At 68.1% G+C, this 21,093-nt stretch carries 19 protein-coding genes; 14 read left to right on the forward strand and 5 right to left on the reverse strand.

Translation table 11 applies throughout. From position 1 onward, the window contains the following. The first annotated feature begins 7 nt into the window (after positions 1-7). The 11 genes from AC6LJ2_RS16245 (at position 8) to AC6LJ2_RS16295 (ending at position 11,627) form a co-directional block, all read left to right on the forward strand. Positions 8-1,255 (forward strand): aminotransferase class I/II-fold pyridoxal phosphate-dependent enzyme, encoded by a 1,248-nt coding sequence (locus AC6LJ2_RS16245; RefSeq protein WP_498151742.1) that lies wholly within the window; start codon positions 8-10, stop codon positions 1,253-1,255. Beyond that, positions 1,252-1,989, forward strand: a complete 738-nt coding sequence (locus AC6LJ2_RS16250; protein WP_263912695.1) for an amino acid ABC transporter permease — start codon at positions 1,252-1,254, stop codon at positions 1,987-1,989. The genes AC6LJ2_RS16245 and AC6LJ2_RS16250 overlap by 4 nt, the downstream gene beginning before the upstream one ends. Next, on the forward strand, positions 1,979-2,800 hold the full coding sequence (locus AC6LJ2_RS16255) for an ABC transporter permease subunit (RefSeq protein ID WP_263912696.1): 822 nt from the start codon (positions 1,979-1,981) through the stop codon (positions 2,798-2,800). The genes AC6LJ2_RS16250 and AC6LJ2_RS16255 overlap by 11 nt, the downstream gene beginning before the upstream one ends. Then, positions 2,787-3,638: an amino acid ABC transporter ATP-binding protein gene (locus AC6LJ2_RS16260; RefSeq protein ID WP_263912697.1), complete on the forward strand. Its 852-nt coding sequence runs from the start codon at positions 2,787-2,789 to the stop codon at positions 3,636-3,638. Before AC6LJ2_RS16255 ends, AC6LJ2_RS16260 begins: the two co-directional genes overlap by 14 nt. Before the next feature lie 30 nt (positions 3,639-3,668). Next, entirely contained in the window at positions 3,669-4,295 is a 627-nt protein-coding gene (locus tag AC6LJ2_RS16265; RefSeq protein WP_175193535.1) for a cysteine dioxygenase family protein, read from the forward strand. Continuing rightward, positions 4,292-5,500, forward strand: a complete 1,209-nt coding sequence (gene metC, locus AC6LJ2_RS16270; RefSeq protein ID WP_263912698.1) for a cystathionine beta-lyase — start codon at positions 4,292-4,294, stop codon at positions 5,498-5,500. Before AC6LJ2_RS16265 ends, metC begins: the two co-directional genes overlap by 4 nt. 122 nt (positions 5,501-5,622) lie before the next feature. Beyond that, complete coding sequence (locus AC6LJ2_RS16275; protein WP_263912699.1) at positions 5,623-5,970, forward strand: VOC family protein; 348 nt, start codon at positions 5,623-5,625, stop codon at positions 5,968-5,970. A gap of 44 nt (positions 5,971-6,014) precedes the next feature. Next, complete coding sequence (locus AC6LJ2_RS16280) at positions 6,015-6,944, forward strand: CysB family HTH-type transcriptional regulator (RefSeq protein ID WP_263912700.1); 930 nt, start codon at positions 6,015-6,017, stop codon at positions 6,942-6,944. A 113-nt stretch (positions 6,945-7,057) separates the two neighbouring features. Continuing rightward, the gene (locus AC6LJ2_RS16285) at positions 7,058-9,271 is read left to right on the forward strand and encodes a rhodanese-like domain-containing protein (protein WP_498151743.1); all 2,214 of its coding nucleotides are present in this window, start codon (positions 7,058-7,060) and stop codon (positions 9,269-9,271) included. Positions 9,272-9,394: 123 nt separating this feature from the next. Continuing rightward, positions 9,395-10,324 (forward strand): sulfurtransferase, encoded by a 930-nt coding sequence (locus tag AC6LJ2_RS16290; protein WP_498151744.1) that lies wholly within the window; start codon positions 9,395-9,397, stop codon positions 10,322-10,324. A 55-nt stretch (positions 10,325-10,379) separates the two neighbouring features. Then, positions 10,380-11,627 (forward strand): YeeE/YedE family protein, encoded by a 1,248-nt coding sequence (locus AC6LJ2_RS16295; RefSeq protein ID WP_498151745.1) that lies wholly within the window; start codon positions 10,380-10,382, stop codon positions 11,625-11,627. Positions 11,628-12,195: 568 nt separating this feature from the next. On the opposite strand, the gene AC6LJ2_RS16300 is transcribed toward AC6LJ2_RS16295, so the two are convergent. Continuing rightward, positions 12,196-13,110 (reverse strand): LysR family transcriptional regulator, encoded by a 915-nt coding sequence (locus tag AC6LJ2_RS16300; protein WP_175217340.1) that lies wholly within the window; start codon positions 13,108-13,110, stop codon positions 12,196-12,198. A gap of 181 nt (positions 13,111-13,291) precedes the next feature. On the opposite strand from AC6LJ2_RS16300, the gene AC6LJ2_RS16305 reads away from it, so the two are divergent. Next, positions 13,292-13,990: a pirin family protein gene (locus AC6LJ2_RS16305; protein ID WP_263913490.1), complete on the forward strand. Its 699-nt coding sequence runs from the start codon at positions 13,292-13,294 to the stop codon at positions 13,988-13,990. A 119-nt stretch (positions 13,991-14,109) separates the two neighbouring features. After that, a complete protein-coding gene (locus AC6LJ2_RS16310; protein WP_263913489.1) occupies positions 14,110-15,015 on the forward strand; it encodes a pirin family protein in 906 nt (301 codons plus the stop codon). A gap of 122 nt (positions 15,016-15,137) precedes the next feature. Here AC6LJ2_RS16310 and prfH read toward each other — a convergent pair whose 3' ends face one another. Then, a complete protein-coding gene (gene prfH, locus AC6LJ2_RS16315) occupies positions 15,138-15,761 on the reverse strand; it encodes a peptide chain release factor H (RefSeq protein WP_445658935.1) in 624 nt (207 codons plus the stop codon). Next, positions 15,761-16,897, reverse strand: coding sequence for an RNA ligase RtcB family protein (locus AC6LJ2_RS16320; RefSeq protein WP_498151746.1), 1,137 nt, complete (start codon positions 16,895-16,897; stop codon positions 15,761-15,763). Before AC6LJ2_RS16320 ends, prfH begins: the two co-directional genes overlap by 1 nt. A 577-nt stretch (positions 16,898-17,474) precedes the next feature. Here AC6LJ2_RS16320 and AC6LJ2_RS16325 point away from each other — a divergent pair. Beyond that, positions 17,475-18,452 carry a Bug family tripartite tricarboxylate transporter substrate binding protein gene (locus AC6LJ2_RS16325; RefSeq protein ID WP_498151747.1) on the forward strand — a complete coding sequence of 326 codons (978 nt, stop codon included), beginning with the start codon at positions 17,475-17,477 and terminating at the stop codon, positions 18,450-18,452. A gap of 70 nt (positions 18,453-18,522) precedes the next feature. Here AC6LJ2_RS16325 and AC6LJ2_RS16330 read toward each other — a convergent pair whose 3' ends face one another. Together AC6LJ2_RS16330 and AC6LJ2_RS16335 are read right to left on the reverse strand one after the other, a co-directional pair. Next, a complete protein-coding gene (locus AC6LJ2_RS16330; protein ID WP_498151749.1) occupies positions 18,523-19,299 on the reverse strand; it encodes an ABC transporter ATP-binding protein in 777 nt (258 codons plus the stop codon). A gap of 5 nt (positions 19,300-19,304) precedes the next feature. After that, positions 19,305-20,975, reverse strand: a complete 1,671-nt coding sequence (locus tag AC6LJ2_RS16335; RefSeq protein ID WP_263913484.1) for an ABC transporter permease — start codon at positions 20,973-20,975, stop codon at positions 19,305-19,307. Positions 20,976-21,093: the final 118 nt, after the last annotated feature.

Genomic DNA, 21,093 nt, shown 5'->3' on the forward strand with positions numbered 1-21,093 from the left:
TGCTGCCATGACTGAATCCCTGTTTCCCGGCGTGCTGTCGCGCCGCGCCCGCGGTGTGGAACTGTCGCCCATCGCCGCAGCCGGTGCGCGCGCCGCGCGGCTGGCGGCCGAGGGCCGCTCGATTGTCGTGCTGACGTCGGGCGAACCGGACTTTGATACGCCCCAGGCCATCAAGGACGCCGCCGCGGCGGCGCTGGCCCAGGGCCAGACCAAATACACGCCCACCGCCGGCACGGCGGCGCTGCGCCGCGCGGTGGCCGACGACTATCGCCAGCGTCATGGCCTGGACGTGCAGGCCGGCAACGTCATCATCTCCAACGGCGGCAAGCAGGTGATCTACCTGGCCCTGGCCGCCACGCTGGACGACGGCGACGAAGTGGTCGTGCCGACGCCGTACTGGCCGACCTTCCTGGATTCGGTGCGGGTCAATGGCGGCACGCCGGTGCTGGCGCCCACGGCCGAGGCCAACGGCTTCAAGCTCACGCCGGGTGGCCTGCGCCAGGCGCTGACGCCGCGCACCAAGTGGCTGATCCTGAATTCGCCCGGCAATCCCTCGGGCGCCGTCTATAGCCACGACGAGCTGGCGGCGTTGGCCGCTGTGCTGCGCGAGCATCCGTCGGTGCTGGTGCTGTGGGACGAGATGTACGAGGAGATCTGGTTTGGCGAGCCGCCGATGCATCTGCTGCGCGTGGCGCCCGACCTGACCGGCCGCACGCTGGCGGTCAACGGCGTGTCCAAGGCCTACGCCATGACCGGCTGGCGCATCGGCTGGGGCGTGGGGCCGGCGGCGTTGATCGGCGTGCTGGAAGCCGTGCAGTCGCAGGTGTCGTCCGGACCCAGTTCGCTGGGCCAGGCGGCGGCGCTGGCCGCCTTGCAGGGCGTGGCGGACGATTTTGTCGAGACGGCGCGGCAGGCGTATGCGCGCCGGGCCCGCGTGGTGGTGGACGGCCTGGGCGCCGTGCCGGGGCTGCGCGTGGCCGTGCCGCAGGGCTCGTTCTTTGCCTGGATCGGCGTGGCCGGGCTGATCGGCCTGGCACGGCCGGACGGCCGCGTCATCGCCGATGACGGCGACGTGGTCGATTGGCTGCTCGACGCCGAAGGCGTGGCGGTGGTGCGCGGCGCGGCCTATGGCTTGTCGCCTTATCTGCGCCTGTCGTTCGCCGCCTCGGACGCCAAGTTGCAGGAAGCGGTGGTGCGCATCGGCCGCGCGGTCGCGGCGCTGCGGCCGGCCGGGACGCTGGAGGCCGCTGCATGATCGAACAGGTGCTGCAGGCCTGGGTGCATTTCTTCAAGCCCCTGGGCCTGAACTACAGCTTCGTGCTGGACCCCGGCGAACTGGCTGCGTTCGGCCATGGCCTGCTGGTGACGGTGCAGCTGTGCCTCTGGACCATTCCCGTCAGCCTCGCGTTCGGCGTGCTGATCGCCGCCGGGCTGACCAGTGGCCGGGCCTGGCTGTCGCGGCCCTTGCAGGCGTTTGTGGAACTGACCCGCAACACGCCCACGCTGGTGCAGCTGTACTGCGCCTTCCTGGTGCTGAACATGCTGATCACGCAGAAGCTGGGCGGCGGCAGCCCGGTCACGCCGTTCATGTGGGTGGTGATCGTGGTGGCGCTGCACAAGGGCGTCTTCCACGCCGAGGCGCTGCGCGCGGGGATCGAAGCGGTGCCGTCCGTGACGCTGGAGGCCGCGCGGTCGCTGGCGTTCTCGCGGCGCCAGATCCTGGCGCAGGTGCAGTTGCCGCTGGCGCTGCGCTTTGCCTTGCCGGCGCTGGTCAACAACCTGGTGGACCTGGTGAAGATGACCGCGATTGCATCGGCCATCGCGGTGGGCGACGTGACGTATGAATCGATCATGATCTGGTCGCACCGCGACAACGTGCTGGAACTGCTGCTTCTGATCCTGCTGTACTTCGGCCTGCTGACCTGGCTGGTGAGCGTGGGCGGACGCTGGCTGGAAACCCGCTTGAGGATGCCCGGCTATGGCCAATGATCTGGCATTGAATGCGCAGGCGTCCCGCCGCGCGGGTGGTTTCGGGCCGGGCGCGCTGCTGCGCGATCCGTGGTTCGTGCTGCTCTTGGCGCTGGTTGCGCTGGGCGCCGGGTGGGCGCTGACGGGCACCACGCCCGCCGCGGTGCGATTTTTGTGGCAATGGTCGCCGGCGCTGCTGCGCGGCCTGGGCATGAACGTGCAGATCAGCGTGCTGGCGATGGCGCTGGGGACCGCGCTGGGCCTGGTGATCGGCGCGCTGTCGCTGTCGCCGTCGGCACTGCTGCGGCGCCTGACGCGCGTCTACGTGCTGGCGTTTCGCAACGCACCGATCCTGGTGCTGGTGTATTTCACCACCTACGTGTTCCCGTTCGAGCTGAACCTGGGGCGCTGGAACCTGCCGTTTCCCGATTGGATCAAGGTGGTGATCGGCCTGGGCCTGCCGGCCAGCGCCAACGTGGCCGAGATCTTTCGCGGGGCGATCCAGTCGATTCCCGAGGCCCAATGGGAAGCGGCGCAGTCGCTGGCGTTTCGCCGCACCCAGGTGCTGCGCATGATCGTGCTGCCGCAGTGCGTGCGGCGCATGCTGCCGTCGTGGATGAACCTGTACGCCAGCATCACCATGAGCACCTCGCTGGCCTCGCTGGTGGGGGTGCACGACCTGGTCGACACGGCCACCGTGGCCAGCAATACCGTGGCGCGCAGCGATTTCACCGTGCTGGTCTATTTCACGCTATTGGCGCTGTTTTTCGCCTATTGCTATCCCATCTCGCGCTGGACGCGCTATCTGGAGCGACGCTATGCGCACCACTGACACCGGCGCGCGCGCCGCCGCCGACACCCCGCTGGTCCGCTTGCGGGACGTCCACCTGGCCTTTGGCCAGACCGAGGTCCTGAAGGGCATCGACGTCGAGGTGCGGGCGGGCAACGCCGTTTCCATCATCGGCCCGTCAGGCTCGGGCAAGTCCACCATCCTGCGCTGCATCACCGGTCTGCTGCGCCCGCAACGCGGCGAAATCGAGGTGGGCGGGGTGCGGGTGGACGCCCTGAAATCCGAAAGCGAACTGATCGCGCTGCGCAAGCGGGTCGGGTTCGTATTCCAGCAATACAACCTGTTCCCGCACCTGAGCGTGCTGGAAAACCTGGTGATCTCGCCCATCAAGGTCAACGGCCAGCCACGGGCCCAGGCACAGGCGCTGGCGCGCGAACTGCTCGCCAAGGTGCGCATGGACCACAAGGAAAACGCCTATCCCGGCGAACTGTCGGGCGGCCAGCAGCAGCGCGTGGCGATCGCCCGGGCGCTGGCGCTGCGGCCCGAGCTGATCCTGTTCGACGAGGTGACCTCGGCGCTGGACCCGGAAATGGTGGGCGAGGTGCTGACCGTGATCCGCGACCTGGTCAACGACGGCCTGACCTGCGTGCTGGTGACGCACGAGATGCGCTTTGCGCAGGAAGTCAGCGACACGGTCTATTTCACCGAGGCAGGCCGCATCGTGGAACACGGCCCGCCGGCCCGCATCTTCAGCCATCCCGACAGCGAACGCACCCGCGCGTTCCTGCAACGGACGTCGGCCGAGCCGCCTGCACGGCGCGGGCAGCCCGACCCGATCGACGCCTACCTGACCTTTGATCCGCTGCGTCTTGCAGTGTGACCTTTTTTTCCGACCTTCCGGAGAACCGCCATGACCACCGAGACTTCCGTTTCCCAAGAACGCCGCCGCCAGGTGCAGGATGCCCTGGCCGACATCCGCGGCCTGCTGGCCGCCGCGCCGCTGACCCGTGACCTGCTGGCCCGCGTGACCGAACGCCTGGAACAGTTGGCCGAGCAGCGCGCGCTGTTTCCCGCGACCGACTTCCCGCCGCCCGCGCCGGGGCAGGGCGTGGGCGCGTCCACCCGCTATCGCCTGAACCCGGACGACGGCGCAGGCGAACCGGCGCTCTACCTGAATTCGATCAACCCGGGCAAGACCACCTTGCCGCACAACCACACCACCTGGGCGGCGATCGTGGCGCTGTCGGGGCAGGAACTGAACCGCGTCTATCGCCGCAGCGACGATGGCTCGCAGGCCGGCCGCGCCACGCTGGAACAGGTGCGTGAGGTGGTGGTGCAGCCCGGCCAGCCGGTGTCGTTCCTGCCGGATGACATCCACAGCATCCACGTGACCGGCGATGAGCCGACGCTGCACTTTCACCTGTATGGCCAGCCGCTGGAGACCCTGTCGGGCCGCATCGGCATCGACCTGGCCACCGGCGAAATCGTGAACTACAACGCCACCCAGATGAAGCCCGGCCAGGAGCAGCGCGCATGAGCGGCCTGGACCAAGCCCATGTGCAGACCCGCCTGGTGCACACCGGCAGCCCCGACCTGCACGCCGGGGCGGGCCCGGTGAACGTGCCGGTGGTGCGCACCAGCACCGTGCGCTTTGCCGACACCGCCACGCATGCGGCGCTGAACGGCCAGCGCGCGGCCGGCGAGCGTGTCGCCACCTATGGCCGCCATGGCCTGGATACCCACCAGGCCCTGGAAGCCGCGGTGGCGTCGCTGGAAGGCGGCTATCGCAGCATCCTGGCGCCGTCGGGCCTGTCGGCGATCGTGCTGGTGCTGCTGGCCACGCTGGCGCCGGGCGAGCACGCGCTGGTGTCGGACAGCGTCTATTCACCGGTGCGGCGCGTCGACAAGGCGCTGCTGCAGCGCTATGGCATCGAAGTTGAATATTTCTCGCCAGGCAAGGACGACCTGGACACGCTGATTCGCCCCGCCACGCGCCTCCTGTACCTGGAATCGCCCAGCTCGCTGCTGTACGAGGTGCTGGACCTGCCGGCCCTGGCCGCCACCGCGCGCCGCCACGGCGTGCTGGTCGCCACCGACAACACCTGGAGCGGCGGGCTGTACTACCAGCCGCTGGCGCTGGGCGCGCACATCTCCATCCAGGCGGCCACCAAGTATCTGGCCGGCCATTCGGACGTGATGATGGGGGTGGTGACGGTCGACAGCGCCGAACTCGCGCAACGCATCGGCGCCACCTACGACGCGCTGGGCCTGGCGGTGGGTGCGGACGATGCCTACCTGACGCTGCGCGGCATCCGCACGCTGGACGTGCGCCTGGCGCGCCACCACCAGAACGCGCTGAGCGTGGCCGAATACCTGTCGCGCCATGCTGACGTGGCGCGGGTGTTCTACCCGGCGCTGCCGGGCGACCCCGGCCACGCACTGTGGCAACGAGATTTCAGCGGCGCCAGCGGCCTGGTGTCGTTTGCGTTTCCGGCAGGGCAGCCGGGCGCGGCGGCGCGCTTCATCGATGCGCTGCGCTACTTCTCGATCGGCGCCTCGTGGGGCGGCTACGAAAGCCTGGCGCTGCAAGCCGCGCCCGAGCGCCTGGCCGAGCACAGCGTCTGGGAAGGGACGGGCGAAGTGGTGCGCCTGCACATCGGCCTGGAGCATCCGCTGGATCTGGTGGGCGACCTGGACCGGGCCTTTGGCGTGGTCCGCGAGAGCCTGCGCCGCAGTGCCTGACGCATATGCAAATGACTCCGTGTCTTAAGGGTTTCTGATTATGTAGAAGCAATTACAACCTCTTTGTCCGGTTGTACCCCCGGGTACTAGAATTTGCCTTGTTCCACGGTTGGCGGCAGGGCATGTCTACTATTTCATCCATCGGTTCGGTACAGCTTTCCTTTGTGGCGCGGCGGCTGGACGCGGTACGCGAGTTCTACCGCGGCGCCATCGGGCTGGACGAAGTGCCCGCCCCGGGCGGGCAGCTGCTGTTCACCCTGGGCGACGCGACCCTGTCGCTGTCGCCGGTGGCCGAGGTCAGCCGCGAGGTCAAGCCCGACTACCTGGCCATCAAGACCCGCGCCTACGACGACATCCTGCTGCGCCTGCGCAAGGCGGGCTATCACCCTGTCTGTTCGCTGCCTGACGCCGGCCAGCGGGTCATGTACGTCAAAGATCCCTCCGGCAATCAACTGGCCTTTCTCGGCTAGGGCCGGGCAAGGCTTCTTGTGCCCTCTACAGGCCCAGCGACTCCATGAACTTCCAGCAATTGCGTTCCGTGCGCGAAACGGTACGCCGTGATTTCAACCTGACCGACGTGTCGGAAAGCCTGCATACCTCGCAGCCCGGCGTCAGCCGCCAGATCCGCGAACTGGAAGAAGAGGTGGGCGTCGACATTTTCGTGCGCTCGGGCAAGCGCCTGATCGGCCTGACCCCGCCCGGCGAACTGATCCTGCCGCTGGTCGAGCAGATCCTGCAATGCGCCGACAACATCCGCCACGCGGGCGCGGAATACGCCGACAGTCGCACGGGCGTGCTGTCCATTGCCGCCACCCATTCGCAGGCGCGCTACGCCTTGCCGCCGGTCATCAAGGAATTTCGCCAGCGCTACCCCGAGGTGGTGCTGCACCTGCACCAGGGCTCGCCCAAGCAGGTGTCCGAAATGCTGCTGGAAGGCGAGGCCGACATCGGCGTGGCGACCGAAGCGGTGGCCGATTATCCGGGCCTGCTCAACCTGCCGTGCTACCGCTGGAGCCACAGCATCATCGTGCCCAAGGGCCATCCGCTCAGCGCGCACGAGGGCGGCATCAGCCTGTCGCAGCTGTCGCGCTATCCCATCATTACGTACGGACGCGGCTACACGGGGCGGGCGCACATCGACGAGGCCTTCGCGCGGGCCGGCATCACCCCGGACATCGTCATGACCGCGATGGACGCCGACGTGATCAAGACCTATGTCGAACTGGAGCTGGGCGTGGGCATCGTGGCCGCCGTGGCCTGGGACGCCGAGCGCGACACCCGCCTGTGCGCCATCGACGCCCGCCATCTGTTCGAGATCAACCTGACCCGGCTGGCCATCCGCCGCGGCGCCTGGCTGCGCGGCTACGCCTTTCACTTCATCGAGATGTTCGTGCCGACGCTGACTCGGGAGGTCGTGGACCAGGCGCTCAAAGGCGAGGCTTGATCGGGAAGGCCGTGCGCGGTTCGCATATCCATAGACGCATTTCTACGTTGTCCGCGCCGTAGCGCGGACGTAGGCTGGTCCGGTTCTTCAACCTAGGAATTCCGGGCCATCCCATGAGCACCTCTTCGCACGCGGCCACCGCCGCCACCCCAGCTTCCCACGACAGCGCACGCGCCCAGGCCGTGCGCGACTTCATCGCCCAGGTCAAGGCCGTGGCGCCGGATCCGCGCCAGGCCACGCCCGACCAGCTGGCCCGCGTGGCCACGTTGCTCGAAGCCCTGGGCCGCCGCCGCGAACTGTTTTCCGCCGACGCCTTCGCCGTGGTGCCGGGCCGCCCCACGTCGATCTACCGCCTGGCCGAAGACGTGGACGGCGGCTATGCGCTCTACCTGTCGCTGGGCGAAGCGGGCAAGGCCCAGCCGCCGCACGACCACACCACCTGGGCCATCATCGCCGGCGTATCCGGCAACGAGCGCAACGAGGTCTACGCCCGCAGCGCCGGCGCCGAACCCGGCCGCGACGTGCTCACGCACGTGCGCCGCGTGAACGTGGGCCCCGGCAACTCCATCGTGCTGGGGCCGAACGACGTGCACACCATCGAACTGGTCGGCGACGCGCCCGGCGCGCACCTGCACTTCTACGGGCTGGCGCTGGACCGGCTGCACGGCCGCGTCGTGTTCGAAAGCACCGCGGGCGGTTCGTACCGCACGTTTTCGCCGCCCGCCGCCATCTATCACGCCCGCCTGTCGGCAGCCGGCCTGCAAGCCGAACTGCGCGGCGAAGCCGAGATCGCGGTGCTGGACGTGCGCGAGGCCGGCCGCTACGCCCGCCGCCACCTGCTGTACGCCGTGCCCGCGCCGCTGTGGCGCCTGGAAGTGCTGGCCGACCGCCTGGTGCCGCGCCGCGACACCCGCATCGTGCTGGTCGACGACGACGAAACCCTGGCGCACCAGGCCGCCGCCAAGCTGACGCGACTGGGCTGGACCGACATCTCGGTGCTGGCCGGCGGCACCGACGGCTGGGAACAGGAAGGGCGCGAACTGTTCTCGGGCACCAACGTGCCCAGCAAGGCGTTCGGCGAGGTCATCGAACACGAGAAGCACACGCCGTGGATCGACGTCGATGAACTGCACGAGCGCGTGGCCCGCGGCGACGACATCGTGGTGGTCGACAGCCGCACGCCCGAGGAATTCCACAACTTCACGCTGCCGTTCTCGCACAGCCTGCCGGGGGCCGAACTGGTCTACCGCATCCGCGAACTGGCGCCGGACCCCAAGACCTTCGTGGTGGTCAACTGTGCTGGCCGTACGCGCAGCATCGTCGGCGCCCAGACGCTGATCGACGCCGGCATTCCCAACCGCGTGGCCTCGCTGCGCAACGGCACCATGGAATGGCTGCTGTCCGGCCGCGAGCTGGCCTATGGCCGCCAGGCGGCGTTGCCGGAACCGTCGGCCGAGAGCATCGCCGCCGCCCGCGAGCAGGCCCGCGACGTGGCGCAGCGCGCCGGCATCGGCTACATCGACGCGGCCACGCTGCAAGCCTTCGAGGCCGACCAGTCGTCGCGCACGTTGTACAAGTTCGACGTCCGGACCCGCGAAGAATACGAAACCGGCCACCTGCCGGGCTGGCGCTGGGCGCCCGGCGGCCAATTGGTGCAGGCCACCGACGAATACCTGGCTACGCGCCGCGCCCGCGTGGTGCTGGCGGACTGGGACGGTGTGCGGGCGCAGACCACCGGCGCCTGGCTGGCGCAATTGGGCGCGGTCGAGGTCTACCTGTATCAGCCGCCGGTCCTGGCCGCCCTGGAACGCGGCGCGGAAACGCGCCGGGTGCTGCGCCACCGTCCCGACGCACCGGCCCTGCGTGCCCAGGCCTTGCAAGCCGCGCTCGACGCTGGCGAGGTCGATGTGTTCGACGTGGAATCGCGCCTGGCCTACGAACGCGGCCACGTGCCCGGCGCCCGCTACGCCGCGCCCGACCGCCTGCATGAGTTCCTGCCGACCGACCCGCAACGCGCCCTCGTGCTGACGTCCCCCGACGGCGTGCTGGCCAGCGTGGTGGCGGCCGAGCTGGCCTGGCGCACCGGCCGGCCCGTACGCTATCTGCTGGGCGGCACCCGCGCCTGGCAGGCCCAGGGCCTGCCGCTGGCCCAGGGCGCCGACGGCGTGCTGACCGGCGACGATGACCAGAGCATCAGCCCCTACCTGTTCGACGACCTGTCGGCCCGAGACCAGGGCTTTCGCGAGTATCTGGATTGGGAACTGGGCCTGGTGGCGCAACTGGAACGCGACGGCAGCGCAGACATCCGGCTGATCGCCGCTGGTTGACGGGCAGGAACCATGGCACCCTTCTGCCGGTAATCAGGATATGCCTACAAAGTTGTTCCTGACTGTAAGCTGAACACATATTCTCCGGATTCCCAGGCCTGTTCGCGCCTGCTTCCGGAGAACATGATGACCCTATCCAAACTGCTGGCGGCCGCCTTCGCCGCGCTGGCCAGCCTGATGGCGTTTCCCGCCACGGCGCAGCACGCCAAGTTCCTGGTCACCACCAAGTGGCTGGAAAAGAACCTGAACGACCCCAAGGTGCGCGTGGTCGAAGTCAGCGTCAACCCCGGCCTGTTCGAACGCGGCCACATCCCCGGCGCCAGCAACGTGAACTGGCACACCGACCTGGTCGACACCGTCAACCGCGACATCGCCCCGCCCAGGCAATTCCAGGCGCTGCTCGAACGCACCGGCATCAACACCGACACCACCACCGTGCTGTACGGCGACAACAACAACTGGTTCGCCGCCTGGGGCGCCTGGATCTTCGATATCTACGGCATCGACAACGTCAAGATCCTGGACGGCGGCCGCAAGAAGTGGGAAGCCGAAGGCCGCCCGCTGTCCAACAGCGCCAAGGCCCAGGCCGCCGGCAACGCCCGCATCAAGGACGCCAACCCCGCGCTGCGCGCCCACCTGCAGGACGTGCTGGCCGTGGCCCGCAAGGACAAGCCGGGCGTGCTGGTCGACATCCGCTCCGCCGACGAATACAACGGCAAGATCTTCGCGCCCAATGGCGTGCCCGAACTGGCGGTCCGCGCCGGCCACGTGCCCGGCGCCGTGAACGTCACCTGGAGCAAGCTGGTCGCCGAAGACGGCACCTTCAAGTCCGCCGACGAGCTGCGCGCCATCTACCAGGCCGCGGGCGTGGACGGCAGCAAGCCCATCATCACCTACTGCCGCATCGGCGAACGCTCCAGCCATTCCTGGTTCGCGCTGCGCAAGCTGCTGGGTTACGACGTACGCAACTACGACGGCTCGTGGACGGAATACGGCAACAGCGTCGGCTCGCCGATCAGCAATCCGTCGGGCACGGTGTGGGGCAAGACGTAAGGTGAGCGTTCCGGGATACTCCGCGCCGCGGGAGACGGCGGCGCAGCATGATGCCGTGCCGTCGGCCCATGCGGCCCTGCGCTACACGGCCGCCGCCACGCTGTTGGCGGCGGTGTTTCTCGCCGCCTGGCAGCTCGCACCGCTGCCCGATGGCGGCCGCAACCTGTCCTTGTCGCTGCTGCTGGGCGCAGCGTTCGGCATCGTCCTGCAACGCTCGCGCTTCTGCTTCTACTGCATCGCCCGCGACGCCATCGAACGCCGCGACCCACGCGGCGCCTACGCGGTACTGATCGCGCTGGCGGTCGGCACGCTGGGCTACCACGCCGTGTTCGGCGCCTTTCTGCCCATCCCCACCCCCGACCGTCTGCCCCCCGGCGCCCACATCGGCCCGATCAGCCTGGCGCTGGTCGCCGGCGCCTTCGTGTTCGGCCTGGGCATGCGCCTATCGGGTTCGTGCATCAGTGCGCACTTGTACCGCCGGGGCGAAGGCGCGCTGGCATCCCCATTTGCCCTGTTGGGCGCAGCGCTGGGCTTCACCCTGGGCTTTGCGACCTGGAACACGCTCTACCTGTCGATGATCCAGGAAGCCCCGATCATCTGGCTGCCCAGGCACTTGGGATACGGCGGCACGGCGCTGCTGCAATGCGTAGTGCTGGCACTGTTGGCGTTGGCGCTGAGCAGGCTGGGCCGCGCAGGGCAGGGGACGACGGCACGGATTCCACCAACGTCTAACGACTCCGCGGCGCTGTCGGTGGACGCCCAACCCGGCAATGGGGCGTTGCCCAAAAGCGGCACCGTGCCACTCTGGCGCACCGTGCTGGAAGACCGCTGGTCGCCCGCCATCGGCGGCCTGCTGGTGGCGTTCATCGGCGTGATCGCCTACCTGCGCATCGCCCCGTTGGGTGTGACAGCGGAACTTGGCAGCGTGGCCCGCACCACGGCATCCGCCGCCGGTTGGCTGCCTTCCCGGCTCGAAGGCCTGGATACCTTCGCCGGTTGCGCCACGGCAGTCAAACAAGCCCTGCTATCGAACAACGGGGCATTCGTATTGGCTCTGATCATCGGTGCATGGGCATCCGCGTTGGCGGCCGGCGCGTTTCGGCCGAAGTTGCCTGGTTGGCGAGAGGTGGCGCGTAACTTTACTGGTGGCGTCTTGATGGGGTGGGGCGGGATGACAGCATTGGGGTGTACCGTCGGGACATTGCTGTCGGGGGTGATGGCGGGTGCGCTGTCAGGGTGGATCTTCGGTGTGGCGTGCGTGGCGGGCATCTGGGTGGCGTTGAAGTTGCGGCCTACTCGGTGATGGTTTGTCGCTGGTTATCGTGAATCGTGGCGTTATCTCTTCGTAGGTCGCCCCTCGCGGCGGCGGCATGCGGGGCGGGCGCCCACGATTGCGGTCCGGCGCGCGGGCGCCGGACTGCCCCTTCGTCATCCTCGTACGCCTTCGGCTCCCTACGGATTCCCTCGGGCGCATCGAGGTTGCCCGCCCCGCATGCCGCCGCCGCGAGGGGCTACGTGCGTCTTGGTTTGTCGCGTTGCTAGACCCGTGGTCAGGGCATGAAATCTACAGGGCCGCCAAGCCGCGGCCGCGCGGGCGGCCACGTTTGGCATTGCGGCGTTGGAAAGTGTGGCAGGGACGCTGCGCGCTTGTGGAGAAGAGAGAAAGACGAGTCGCGGCGTTTGCTCGCCACCACCACTGGCAAGAGCACTTTTCTTGGCCAGCGCGCAGCGTCATCGTCACGACGCCCAACCACCGCGTAAGTCAGGCGGGGCCGCCCGCGCGGCCCCAACTGACGGGCCCCGCATGGCCTGCGCCCCAAGCGGCCCTACGAAGCACGACCTATGCAGGCTTCAAACGACCTGTCTAGAATCTATCCAAGCCCCAACAACCCCTCACACAACCGCGGCGACTTCATCTTCTGCAGCCACCACTTCAACGCCTCCCCAGGCGCCTCGGCCCGCCATGCATACGCCACGTGTTCCGTCAGCGACATGCCTTCGTCCGTTTCGCACACCACCAGCACCCCTTGCGACAGGTAAGGCGCCGCCAGCGTCAGGGGAAGATAGCCGCATCCCAGCCCGCGGATCTGCGCTTCGATCTTGGCCTGCATCGTCGGCATCACCAGCGTCGGCTGTTCCGCCAGGATGCCGCGCGACTGCGGCGGGAGATTGCGTGACGTGTCTGCTACCACCACCGCGCAATAGCGCGTGATGTCCGCGCGGCTCAGCGGTTGCGGGGCCGATGCCAGCGGGTGGTGCGCCGCCACGCAGAACGCGAACTGGGCCTGGCCCATTGCCTGGGATCGGTACGGGCCGGTCGGTTCGCCCGCCGCGCCGGCGCCGATCACCAGATCTGCGCGGCCCGACGTCAGCGCGTCCCAGTTGCCGCTCAGCACTTCTGTTGAAAAGCGCAGCGTCGTTGCCGTCTCAAGCGCCTGGAATTCCTCGATCAGGTCGTATAGCGGCCGCCAGGGCAGCACGGCGCTGACCGCGATGCGCAGTTCCACTTCCCAGCCCGTGGCGATCCGTTTCACTCGGCAGGCCAGATCGTCCAGCGATTGCAGCACGTGGCGGCCGTCCTTGAGCAGGGTTTCGCCGGCCGGCGTCAGCAGCGCCCGGTGGCCCGAGCGGTCGAACAGCAGCACATCCAGGCCGTCTTCCAGCTTGCGGATCGAATACGTCACCGCCGACGGCACCTTGCCCAGCTCGCGCGCCGCCTTCGCGAAACTGCCGTGGCGGGCGATGGCGTCCACCAGTACCAGGAGTTCGGGGGTAATCGCTTGCATCAGAGGGCTCCGGCTGATCGTTCAAATAAATTGAATGGTTCCGTCAAATCATAGCGTCAATCACCCGGGTCGGACCAGGCACAATTCTATTCATGCCGGTTCAGCAGCCAAGCCAGATGCACCGATAGATTGATGCCAGCGGCTGCAAGACCATTCACTTAATTGCAACAGGGAGTCCACTATGCTTACCATTCGCCGCAGCGCCGAGCGGGGCCATGCCAACCACGGGTGGCTCGACTCGTTCCATACTTTTTCCTTCGCCAACTACTACGACCCCAACCACATGGGCTTTGGCGCGCTGCGTGTCATCAACGATGATCGCATCGCCGCCGGCCGCGGTTTCGGCACGCATGGTCATCGCGACATGGAAATCATCACCTACGTGCTGGATGGCGCCATCGCCCACAAGGACAGCATGGGCAGCGGCTCCACCATCCAGCCCGGCAACGTCCAGCGCATGAGCGCCGGCCGGGGTGTCATGCACTCGGAATTCAACCCGCGTGCCGACAAGGAAACCCACATGCTGCAGATCTGGATCGAGCCTGACGTCACCGGCATTGCGCCGGAATATGAAGAAAAGGCCTTTTCCGACGAGCAAAAGCGCGGTCGCCTGCAAGCCCTGGTGTCGGGGGATGGCATTGACGGGTCGATGAAGATCCACCAGAACGTGCGCCTGTATGCCGGTCTGTTCAACGGGGAGGAGTCCGCCACGCTCGACCTGGCCGCTGGCCGCCGTGCCTGGGTTCATGTGGCCCGCGGCAGCCTGTCCGTCAACGGCATCGAGCTGGCGGCCGGTGATGCCGTCGCCATCACCGATGAAACCCGTGTCGCGCTGTCCGGCGGCAAGGACGCCGAAGTGCTGGTGTTCGACCTGGCGTAACGCCAGCGGCCGGGCGGATCGCCGCCCGGCCTTGTTTCCCCCTTGCCGCGCAGGGCGGTTCAGCAATGAGCCGGCCCGGCTTAAGATGGCCGCAGGGCCACCCTACAGGAGCGTATTCCATGTCCACCTTGACCCAACCCGGCGAAAGCCAGATCGAAACCGTCGTCGTGCCGCGCACCAGCGACCTGGGCGGCTTCGAAGTTCGCCGCGCGCTGCCCTCGGCGCAGCGCCGCACTGTCGGCCCCTTTGTCTTTCTCGACCACATGGGCCCCGTGGAATTCAACGCCGGGTCCGGCATCGACGTACGGCCGCATCCGCACATCGGCCTGTCCACCGTCACCTATCTGTATGAAGGGTCCATGGTGCACCGCGATGGCGCCGGCAATACGCAGACCATTTTGCCGGGCGAAGTGAACTGGATGACCGCCGGCCGGGGTATCGTGCACTCCGAGCGTTCCTCGCCCGAAAGCCGCCAGGCCGCGCAGCGCCTTTGTGGCCTGCAGATCTGGGTCGGCCTGCCCAAAGCACACGAGGAAACGGATCCTGGCTTTACGCATTACGGCCTGGACGCCCAGCCCGTGATCGAAGGCGAGGGCGTACGCGCGCAGGTCGTGGCGGGCTCGCTGTTTGGCAAGACGTCGTTGGTCAAGACCCATTCGCCGCTGTTCTATGGCGACCTGCAATTGCAGGCCGGCGCCGTGACCGTGCTGCCGGCCGAACACGAAGAGCGCGCGGCCTATGTGGCGACCGGTTCCGTCGAAGTGGACGGGCAGGTGTTCGAAAGTGGCCGCCTGATCGTCTTCGCCCCGGGCCGTCCGGTGCAGATCCGCGCCCGTACCGATGCGCGCTTTGCCGTGCTCGGTGGCGAGCCGCTGGAAGGCCCGCGCTTCATCTGGTGGAACTTCGTGTCCAGCAGCAAGGACCGCATCGAGCAGGCCAAAGAGGAATGGCAGCGCAATCGCTTCGGCCAGACCGTGCCGGGCGACGAGACCGAGTTCATTCCGCTGCCCGCGCCGCGGGCGTGATGCGAACGTGCGTCCAGACGCGTCCGCTGCGGTGAAGTTGCCGCGGATGGGCGTGGACAGCAAACGGGCCTGCAAGCCCGGCGATGCCGGGGATGCAGGCCCGTTTCACCTTGCGCGTGTGCCTAGCGGGTTTTCACCGGCACGAAGTTTTCTCCTTTGAAGACACGCCGGGGGCCGCCGCGTTCCACCTGGTGGTGGAACTGGCGGCGTTCGGCCCGCTGGGCCGCTTGCAAGGCCTGCACGCGGTTCGCCAGCCGGTGGGCGATCAGCAGCGTGGCGATGCGTTTGTTGGCATGTTGGCTGCGTTCGGTCTGCACCTTCACGGTGATGCCCGTGGCCACATGCGTTGCGCGCACGGCCGACTCGGTCTTGTTGACGTGCTGGCCGCCCGGGCCGGAGGAACGCGTCGTTTCGAAGCGGATCTCGCCAGATAGCTGACGCGTCGGCATCTCGCAGCGCAAGGCGCCGATGAACCAGTTCTTGCGGGCGTGGCCCAGGCGGTAGGGGCTGGCGCAGATCCACTGGATCGAGCCTTCCCAGTCGGCCGCAAGGCCTGCCGCGCCCGCGCCGTCCAGGCTCAGCAGCACCGAGCGGTAGGTGCCGGCCCTGGCGCCGGCTTCGGATTCCAGCACGTCCACGTCGATGCCCAGGCCACGCGCTTCGCGCAGCAGGCAGGCCAGCGCCTTGGCGACCGCCAGGCAGCATTCGTCGGGCCCGTGGGCCGCGGAGAGTTGCAGCAGTTCCATCAGCAGCATCCTCCGCGCGTCTTGTAGGTCAGCACCGGACGCAGCTTGGCCAGCACCGTCACCAGCCCCGCCTGTTGCAGGCTGTCGATGACGCTGTCCACGGGCTTGTAGGCCTCGGGCGCTTCTTCGTAGATCAGCTGCTTGTCCTGGCAGACGACGTGGCTGCCCAGCTTGGTGCGGCCCAGTTGTGCCGGGGTGTAGCGCTTGAACAGCCGGTCCTTGCACTCGCCGCGCATCCACTTGCGGCCGGCGCCATGCGCCAGCGAATACAGGCTGGCGGCGCTGGGTATCGGCGCCACCAGGTAGCTGAAGTCGCCGCGAGACCCCGGAATGACGACCAGCCCGGCATCCGACGGCGTCGCGCCCTTGCGATGCAGCCAGCCGGCTTCGCCCTGGATCACCGACGGCGTCACCAGGTTGTGGTTCACGTCCAGCACCGGCTCGCCTTTTGCGCCCAGGCGGTCCAGCATGCGGCGTGCGATCAGCTGCCGGTTGGCTTCGGCGTAGCGCAGTGCGCCGTCGTGCTGCGCCAGGTAGGCCGTGCAGTCTGCGCTGCCTTGCGCCAGGCCGGCATGGCCATGCCGATGCAGGTGGTCTTGCAGAATGGCGCCGCCCAACCCGCGTGAACCGCTGTGCACCAGCAGCAGGAGCCGCCTGGTATCCAGCCCCAAGGCGGCGACCGCCGGCGGGTCGACGACCTCTTCGACGCGTTGCAGCTCGGCAAAATGGTTGCCGCCGCCGATGGTGCCCAGCGCCTGCCGATAGCCCACGTCAGCGGGCGCCAGTTCGGCCACCAGGTCCTGCCAGCGGTCGTCCAGTGGCGTGTCGATGTCGCCCAGCCGCTTGTCGAGTTTCTCGGGCGCCGCGCGGCGCGCGTCCAGGTCGGTCGACCAGAGCGCCATGCCGCAGCCGATGTCGCCGCCGATCAGGGCGGGGTACAGGCGGCCAGTGGAAAAGAACGCGGCGCCCACCGGGTAGCCCCGGCCGGGATGCAGGTCGGGCATGCCGGCCACGCGGCGCATGCCGGCAAGTTCAGCGGTGGTGTGTAGTTGTTGGATCGCGTTGCCTTCGATCCAGGTCTTGTCCGAGGCGATCAGCGTGACGCGCTCGGACAAGGTTTGAATGCAATTGCCCATGGTATTTCCAGATCAGATCGTCGAGGGCTTGTTCCCATGGCCGCGTGCCGCGTCTTGCGCAGGCGTGCGGATGCCGCGCTCGGGCAGGCGATGGCCGTGCGGGGGCGAGGCGTATGGGAGACCCTGTGTGGCAGGTCCGGGCCAAGGCAATGCGAATGGATTGCTATGCGACCGTCACCCGTCGGATTGACGGGCAGGGCTGCATGCGCGGGTGGCATGCAGTGGCGACAGCAAGAAGAATTCGAACGGACTAGACGCGGCCTGCAGCGTGGGAAGTTTGTTGTGGCATCGTGTGTTGCATGATTTTTTCCTCCTGTGCAGTTCGGTTGTGTGAGGGCGCGGGCCCCAAGAGAGCGCCACTCTATCATCGATTGCCACGAGGTGACGCATCATCATGGGCAAAGCGCCGTCAATCTGGCGCAAGGCGTATGCATTGCGCCACAGTCGCGCCAAGTTCGCGCCACCTGGTGCATCCCCGCAAGGCCGGCTCGCGTCCGTTTTCACGCGGCCGCCACGACGCCGTGCGCAGCAGTATGATGCGCATCCCTAACTTGATAACAATAGGGATGGAGACATCATGCAACGCATTACCCTGAACGTCCTGCGTACCGTGGCCGCGCTGGCGCTGGTCCACGGCGCCGCCGCCGCGCAGGCGGCCGGCTATCCGGCCAAGCCCATCACCTTCATCGTGCCCTACACCGCGGGCGGCACCACCGATCTGGTGGCGCGTACCGCCGGCCAGAAAGTGGCCGAGAAACTGGGCCAGCCCGTCATCGTCGAAAACCGTCCCGGGGCGGGCGGCAACATTGGCATGGACGCCGTGGCCAAGGCCGCACCCGATGGCTACACGATCGGCTTCGGCGCCATTTCGACCAACGCGCTCAATCCCTTCGTCTACCCGTCGATGCCGTTCGACCCGACCAAGGACTTCACCGGCGTCAGCATGCTGGGCGCCTCCACCGTGGTGCTGGAAACCGGCCCGGCCCTGAAGGTCGACAGCGTCAAGGACCTGGTGGCCTACGCCAAGCAGCATCCCGGCACTGCCTTCGGCACGCCGGGCACCGGCACGTCGATGCACCTGGCGGGCGTGATGTTCGACCAGCTGACCGCTACCGGCATGCAGCACATTCCGTACAAGGGCAGCGCGCAGGGCCTGAACGACCTGTTGGGCGGCCACTTGCCGGTGATGTTCGACAATCTGCCGGCGTCCTTGCCGCACATCAAGGCGGGCAAGGTCCACGCCCTGGCGGTGACCGGCAGCAAGCGCGCGCCAGCGCTGCCCGACGTGCCGACGCTGGCCGAGCTGGGCTATGGCGCAGCCGTGGTGGATCCGTGGTTCGCGGTGTACGGTCCGGCCAGGATGCCGCCGGAAGTGACGGCCGCGCTCAGCGCCGCGTTCCGCGAGGCGCTGGCCATGCCGGATGTGAAGGACAAGCTGGAGCAGGCCGGCTTCATGCCGTATGGTTCGACGCCCGAGGAAGTCGAGCGCCTGACGCGCAGCCAGTACGACGCCTTCAAGGCGCTGTCGCAAAAGGTGAAGCTGTCGGCGGATTGACGCGTCGGCGTGGCAGGGGGGGCATGGGCGGCGGGGCGCCGCCGTGCCCGCTGCCGGCAAGGCTCGCGGGCTAGCGGCCGCGCGCGAACACCTGTTCGCGCTGCTCGACCAGCGTTTCGCGGCGGATGAAGTCGCGCACGAAGTCGTCGGCGGGATGGTGGTGCAGGTTGTAGGGCGTGTCCCATTGGGCGATGCGCCCGGCCGCCATCACGCCGATGCGGTCGGCGATGGCGAAGGCCTCGGCCTGGTTGTGCGTCACCAGGATGGCGGTGTGGCCGGTGGTCTTCAAAATCTCGCGCACTTCGAACGCCAGGCGTTCGCGCGTGTCCACGTCCAGATTGGAAAACGGTTCGTCCAGCAGCAGCAGGTCGGGCGAGGGCGCCAGGGCGCGCGCCAGCGCTACGCGTTGCTGCTGGCCCCCGGAGATTTCGTGCGGATAGCTGTTGGCCGCGTGCGCCAGGCCGACCAGCGTCAGCATTTCTTCGACGCGGCGGGTGCGCTCGGCGCGCTCCAGGCGGCGCAGGCCAAAGGCGACGTTCTCGGCCACCGACAGGTGCGGAAACAGCGCGTAGTCCTGGAACATCATGCCGACGCGGCGTTTTTCGGGGGCCACCTGTTCGGTGGGCGACGAGATGACGCTGTCGTCCAGCAGGATGCGGCCGGCGCGCACCGGCTCGAAGCCGGCAATGGCGCGCAGCACCGTGGTCTTGCCGCAGCCGGATTCGCCCAGCAGGCAGCCGATATCGCCGGTGGGCAGGCCCAGCGTCAGGTCCTGCACCACGGGGCGCAGGCCCTTGGGGGTGTCGTAGGCCAGCGAAATATGGTCGAGTTCAAGCAGATCGGGCACGGTGGTCAATGTCCCATTTTCAGATTGGTGCGCGCCAGCAGGATCACGGGCAACAGGCCGGCCAGCACGATGGCCAGCGCCGCGACGGCGCCTTCTTCGTAGGTGCCGCGGGCCGCTTCGGCATAGAGCCAGGTGGCGAGGGTGTCGAAATTCATCGGCCGCAAGAGCAGCGTGGCCGGCAGTTCCTTCATGGCGTCCACGAACACCAGCAGCGCGCTGGCGGCCAGGGCCGGGCGCAGCAGCGGCAGGTGAACGCGGCGCAGCGTGCCGGCCGAGGTCTCGCCCAGCAGCCGCGAGGCCTGTTCCAGCGACGGCGGCACGCGCGCCAGGCCCGCTTCCAGCGCGCCGGTGGAAATGGCCAGAAAGCGGATGGCGTAGGCGCATACCAGCGCGGCCATCGACCCCATCAGGAACAGGCCCGTGCCGCCGAAGAGCTTGGCCACGGCGGTGTCGATCCAGACAAAGGGCGTGAGCAGGCCGATCGCCAGCACGGTGCCGGGTACCGCGTAACCCAGGCTGGCGATGCGGGCGCAGGCGCGGCCCGGGTTGAAGCCGGCGCTTTCGCGCAGCGTGCGGCCGGCCCAGGCCACGATCAACCCGCAGACCAGGGTAACGATCGTCGCGCTGAAGGCCACGATGAGCGTATTGCTCAGGCCGTTGAGCAATTGGTTCGACACGCCGCCCACCAGGTGCAGGCGCTTGCTGGTTTCCACCACCAGGTACAAGGCCGGCGCGACAAAGCCGACCAGCACCGGGATCCAGCCCAGCACCACCGCCAGGGCCGCGGCCGCCCCACGCAGCCGGCGTGGCTGCATGGGCCGCATGCGTTGCGTATTGGCGTAGCGCTGGCGCTTGCGGCCATGGCGTTCCAGCAGGATCAGGCCGATCACGATGGCCAGCATGGTCAGCGCGATCTGCGCGGCGCCGGCCAGGTCGGACCGCGTGACCCAGGTGGTGTAGACCGACACGGTCAGGGTCTGCACGCCCAGGAATTCCGAGGCGCCGATGTCGTTCAGCGTTTCCAGCAGCGCCAGGCTGACGCCGACCACGATGGCCGGCCGCGCCAGCGGCAGCGCGACCCGGAAGAACACGCCGTAGCGGCCGGCGCCCAGCGTGCGGGCAGCTTCGAGCAGGCTGGCGGCCTGCGTCATGAACATGACGCGGGTGCTGAGATACACGTAGGGATACAGCACGAAGCCCAGCACGAAGATGGCGCCGTAGATCGAGCGCAGGTCCGGCAGCCGGAACTGGCGCGGGCTGTCGTAGCCCAGCAGGGTGCGCAGGGCGGTCTGGATCGGGCCGATCGGGTGCAGCAGATCCAGGTAGGCGAAAGCGATGATGTAGGTGGGCACCGCCAGCGGCAGCAAGAGCGCCCAGGTCAGCGCGCGCCGTGACGGGAATTCGTAGGCCGTCACCAGCCAGGCGGCGCCGGTGCCCAGCAGGGTGACCAGCACGCCCACGCCGGCCAGCAGCAGGGCAGTGTTGGCCAGGGCGTGCGGCAGCACATAGTTGGCCAGGTGCTGCCAGTGCGACAGGTCGCCGCCCAGCGCCCACCAGACCAGCGTAAGCACGGGCGCCAGCACGGCCAGGGCGATCAGGACCGCGCCGGTCAGCCAGCCGGCGCCGCGTTCAGCCCAGCGCAACCGCAGGGGCCGGGGCAGGGAATCGGTATGCATGCTTCAGAAAGGCTGCTGCTTCAATAATGCTGCGAAAAGGGCGCTGCGCGGGGCAACGCCTGGAGCGTCAAGGCCTGCCGCTGCCCAATCCGGCGCGAGTCCGGGCTTGGGCAGGGGC

Source organism: Achromobacter sp. 1014246743 (assembly GCF_059760725.1).